This is a genomic window from Trebonia sp., assembly GCF_030042015.1.
In the GTDB taxonomy this organism is placed as follows: Bacteria; Actinomycetota; Actinomycetes; order Streptosporangiales; family Streptosporangiaceae; genus Trebonia.
Map to the genome: position 1 here is coordinate 1 of NZ_JASIAL010000416.1, position 4182 is coordinate 4182.

A 4182-nucleotide genomic window follows, 5' to 3' on the forward strand; every position below is an offset into this window, starting at 1 on the left:
GGTCGCGCCGGTCGCGCCGGTTCCGGCGGGCGGCCCGCCGGCCGGGCCACCATCACCGCGTCTGCCGCTGCCGCCGTCCGGGCCGTCCCCGGAACCGCTGCCGTGTCCGCCGTCAGCGGGGCCGCCGTGGCCGAACTCGTCGTCAGCGCGGCTGTCGTCTCGTCCTCCGTCGTCGGCGTGTCCATTGTCCGGGCAGCCGCCGTCCGGGCGGCTGTCATGCCCGGAAGACTCAGCGCGTCCGCGCTCCGAGTCGCCCTGGGCTTCGGCCTGGGCCTGGGTGATGCGGGCGGCGGCGGCCACGCCGTTGAGCAGGTCAAGGAACGCCAGCACGCGCAGCTGGTCCATCCGCGCGTCCGGCATGATCTTGGCCTTCTTATACTCGGCGGCGCGCTCGTTCACGTTCGCGTTGGCGGCCAGCGCCGCATCGGCCGGCAGCCCGTAAGCGGCCAGCGCGCAGGCACCCCCGTGATCGCGCCAGAACCGGACCCGCGCGTCCTCCCGCTCGGCGTGCTCGCGCCGCTTCTGCGCCCCCAGCGGGTCCACCGTGCACGCCGCGGCCGCGGCCAGCCTGCCGATCTGCCCCGGCGTCTTGCCGGCCAGCTCACCGGCGATCATCGCCCCGGCCCGCGCGGCCTGCTCATCACCCAGGACGAACAGCTCATCGGCGATGATCTTCGCCTTCAGCAGGTCGATAGTGCCATCAGCGAGCCTGCCGCCGATGCCGGGCAGCCGCACCTGCAGCTCCCACGCCACGCCCAGCAGCTTGTCGGCCGCCGGCAGCGACATCCCCAGCGCCGCCGTGACCTCATGGGCCAGCCCTTCCTCCCAGGCATCGGGCAGGTCCCCGTGCCAGTTCCCGCCGGCACCGGGCAGCACCCGACGCCGGATCAGCTCTCGAAGGAGGCCCAGCTTCCCCGCCGCCGCCCACGACTCCAGCGCCGCCCAGCGATCCAGCAGCCCCAGCAGCTGCTCGTCGGTGGCGCCGTCACAGCGCCAGTCCGGGCCCGACAGCCCGGCGATGACCGCCGCAAGCCGCGGACCGGGCTGGCAGCTGCCTCCCGCGCCGTCCTGCGCGAAATCCGCCAGGCTCAGGTCGCGGGGGCCGCCCCCGCCGGGCAGGCCGGTATCCCGGCCGGGCTCTGCGCCCGGGCCATGTCCGGCGGCCGGCGACTGCGGCATGAGGTCACCCCTCATTCGGATCTATGTTTAAGATCTTGTACTATATAGAATATTATCACGATTAAATATGACAAGCAGCTCAGATAGGCTTACCAAAGGGATAGTCTTTGCTATCCGCGACGTCGCCGACCGGTCAGGCAGGTCCGGCGTGACGCGGGCTTATCCGGCGTAGGCTGTGGCAATGGCGTTCGGCGGATGGCCGGAAGAGGCCCTGGAGTTCTACGAGGGCCTTGAGGCGGACAACTCGAAGTCGTACTGGACCAGCAACAAGGTCGTCTATGAGGACAAAGTCCTGCGGCCGATGACGGAACTCACCGAGCACCTCGCGGCCGAATTCGGCGAGCCGAAGATCTTCCGTCCCTACCGCGATATCCGCTTCAGCGCCGACAAGACGCCGTACAAGACGCATATCGGCGCGACCATCGGCGGCACCAGCTATGTGCAGTTCTCCGCCGACGGGCTGGCCGCCGGGTCGGGGATGTGGCACATGGACCCCGAACAGGTCGACCGCTACCGGGCCGCGGTCGCCGCCGAACGCACCGGCGCGGAGCTGGAAGCGATCATCGAAAAGATCGCCAAGGCCGACGTCGAGGTGCACGGCCACGGCACGCTCAAGTCCGCGCCGCGCGGCTACCCGCCCGGCCATCCGCGGATCGCGCTGCTGCGGCACAAGGGGCTGACCACCTGGCAGCACTGGGATCCGGAACCCTGGTTGCAAACACCGCAGGCCGCGGACCGCGTTCTATCTTTCCTCCGAACGAGCGCCGCATTCTGCTCCTGGCTCACCTCGAACGTCCGGGGTTGAGGGGCCAGGCTCGCGGCGATCCGCGGGGTTCTCGGTCGATGCCGGGCGGGGGTCGCCGGCGACTGGGCGGCGTCGCCGGCGGGTGAGCGGCCAGGCCGTGGCTGCCAGCACCAGCGCGATGATGACCGCGACGCTGCCGTACACGGCGTGGTAGCTGAGCCTGGTGATCAGCGCGGCACCGATCGCCTGGGTGACGGGCTGCGGCCCGAACGCCAGCAGGCCGATGGCGGCGGCGACCCTGCCCTGCAGGCCGATGTCCGATAGCCGCTGGCCGAGGCATTCGATGCCGAGCAGGCACCAGGGCAGGGCGAACCCGGCGAGCAGCGCCGCCACCAGGGCGAGCGGCAGCACCCCGGTGCCCGACAGCGCGGTCGCGACGACGAAATTGACGGCGCCGGCGGTGAGCACCGCCCGTTCGCCGAACCGGGTGACCAGCTTCCCGCTGGCCAGGCTCGCGATCACCGAGCCGGCCCCGAGCAGGCTGGCGAGCACGCCGATGAAGCTCGGCGAGCGGTGCAGCCCGTCGGTCACCATGCTGTACTGCGCCGCGACGAGCATCCCGGAGACCACGATCGGGGCGACCGCGATGATCGTCGCCTGCCTGAGCCCGGGCGTGCGCCACAGGTGGCGCACGCCCGCCGCGATCTGCGCCCGCCACGTGATCTGATGCGACGAGGGCCTCGGCTGGAGGTCGTCAGGAATCGTCAGCAGCGCCGTCGCGCCGGCCGCGGCGACGAACGTGACCGCGTCGATGACCCCCACCACGCCGCCGCCGACGGCGGTGAACACCGCCGCCCCGAGCAGCGGCGAGACCAGCCGCCCGCCCTCCTGCAGGGCCAGCCGGACGCCGTTGGTGCGCGCCCGCAGTTCCGGGGTGAACATCCGGGTGAACAGCGCGGTCTCGGCCGGGTCGGTCATGACAAGCGAGCAGCCGTAGCCCAGCATCACCACGTAGATCAGCCATATCCACGTGCGCGAGCTGACGAGCAGCAGGGTCGCGGTCATCGCGGCCGCGGCGATGTTCACCGCGATCAGCAGGCGCCGCTGCCGGACCCGGTCCGCGATGAGCCCGCCGAGCGGGCCGAGCAGCGACGGCGCGTAGATGCAGACCGACACCAGCGCCGCCGCGCTCGAGCTGCCGGTCAGCGTCTTGACCCAGATGCCCGCGACCAGCGACATGGCGCTGCTGCCCACCACGGAGAAGCCGAGGCCCGTCAGGTAGACGACCGCGTTCCGCCGGCCCGGCGCGGCAGGATGAGCAGCCTGCGCAGCAGTCACGCGCTCAAGAAAACCATCCATTCCGGCGAAAGGCAAGCAACTTGATATTTAGTGGCTCAACTTTATTGAGCGCAAGCAGGAAATTATTTGAGCACGCCCGGGCGGTCCGGGAGCATGGGTCGCATGGTGGTGGTGCGCGCGGCTGGGCCCGGCGAGTGGGCGACGCTGCGGGAGGTGCGGCTGGCCGCGCTGCGGGAGGCGCCGTCGGCGTTCGCCTCGACGCATGCCCGGGAGGAACCGTTCACCGAGGAGCAGTGGCGGGGCCGGCTCAGCCGGGACGGCAGCGTCACGCTGTTCGGGTACCTCGCCGTGGCGGGGTCGGGTGGCGACCGCGCAGCGCCGGCGGGCATCGCCGGGGTGCTGCAGCAGGGCGGCGAAGCGGACCTGGTGTCGATGTGGGTGCGGCCGGCCGCGCGCGGGCGCGGCGTGGGCGAGGCACTGATCGCGGCCGCGGCCGGCTGGGCGAAGGCCCGCGACCACGACAGCTTGTACCTGTGGGTCACCGCGACGAACGCGCCGGCCCGCAGGCTCTACGAGCGGTGCGGATTCGCGCCGACCGGGGAATCGCAGCCGCTGCCGTCGGACCCGTCGCTGTCCGAGATCAGGATGAGCAGGCGGCTCTAGGCGCTTGCCCCGGCGAATTCGGCCCGGACGCCGAGCAGGCGCACCGGGCGGCCGGGGGTGAACTGGGCGAGGGCGGCCAGGGCGGCCTCCTCGATCGTGGCCGTCAGCGGCACTCCGTGGGTGACCGTGATGAAGGGCGCGTAGCGGACTTTGACGACCACACGAGCCACGGTCCGTTCCGAAACTTCATCGGCGACCTGCCTGGCGAGGCGGGCCACCTCTTCCCCTACCCGAGCCCAGTCGGTGATGTTGTGCTGGAAGGTGACCTCCCGGCCGTGCGAGCGGGCGACGTACGG

4 protein-coding genes and 1 pseudogene are annotated in these 4182 nt (G+C 71.5%); 2 read left to right on the plus strand and 3 right to left on the minus strand.

Translation table 11 applies throughout. The features are described from left to right. On the minus strand, positions 1-1179 hold a 1179-nt coding region (locus Q1N79_RS22350), incomplete at its 3' end, for a DUF222 domain-containing protein (RefSeq protein WP_300612062.1). 181 nt (positions 1180-1360) lie between these two features. Between Q1N79_RS22350 and Q1N79_RS22355 the strand changes: the two genes are divergently transcribed. Continuing rightward, positions 1361-1984: a DUF2461 domain-containing protein gene (locus tag Q1N79_RS22355; protein ID WP_300612064.1), complete on the plus strand. Its 624-nt coding sequence runs from the start codon at positions 1361-1363 to the stop codon at positions 1982-1984. Here Q1N79_RS22355 and Q1N79_RS22360 read toward each other — a convergent pair. After that, complete coding sequence (locus Q1N79_RS22360; protein ID WP_300612066.1) at positions 1922-3262, minus strand: MFS transporter; 1341 nt, start codon at positions 3260-3262, stop codon at positions 1922-1924. The two genes, Q1N79_RS22355 and Q1N79_RS22360, sit on opposite strands and share 63 nt — an antisense overlap. Before the next feature lie 123 nt (positions 3263-3385). Here Q1N79_RS22360 and Q1N79_RS22365 point away from each other — a divergent pair, with 123 nt between their 5' ends. After that, on the plus strand, positions 3386-3886 hold the full coding sequence (locus Q1N79_RS22365; protein WP_300612068.1) for a GNAT family N-acetyltransferase: 501 nt from the start codon (positions 3386-3388) through the stop codon (positions 3884-3886). Here Q1N79_RS22365 and Q1N79_RS22370 read toward each other — a convergent pair. Next, a pseudogene (locus Q1N79_RS22370) lies at positions 3883-4182 on the minus strand (DNA polymerase IV); the annotation flags it as partial. The gene Q1N79_RS22365 and the pseudogene Q1N79_RS22370 sit on opposite strands and share 4 nt — an antisense overlap.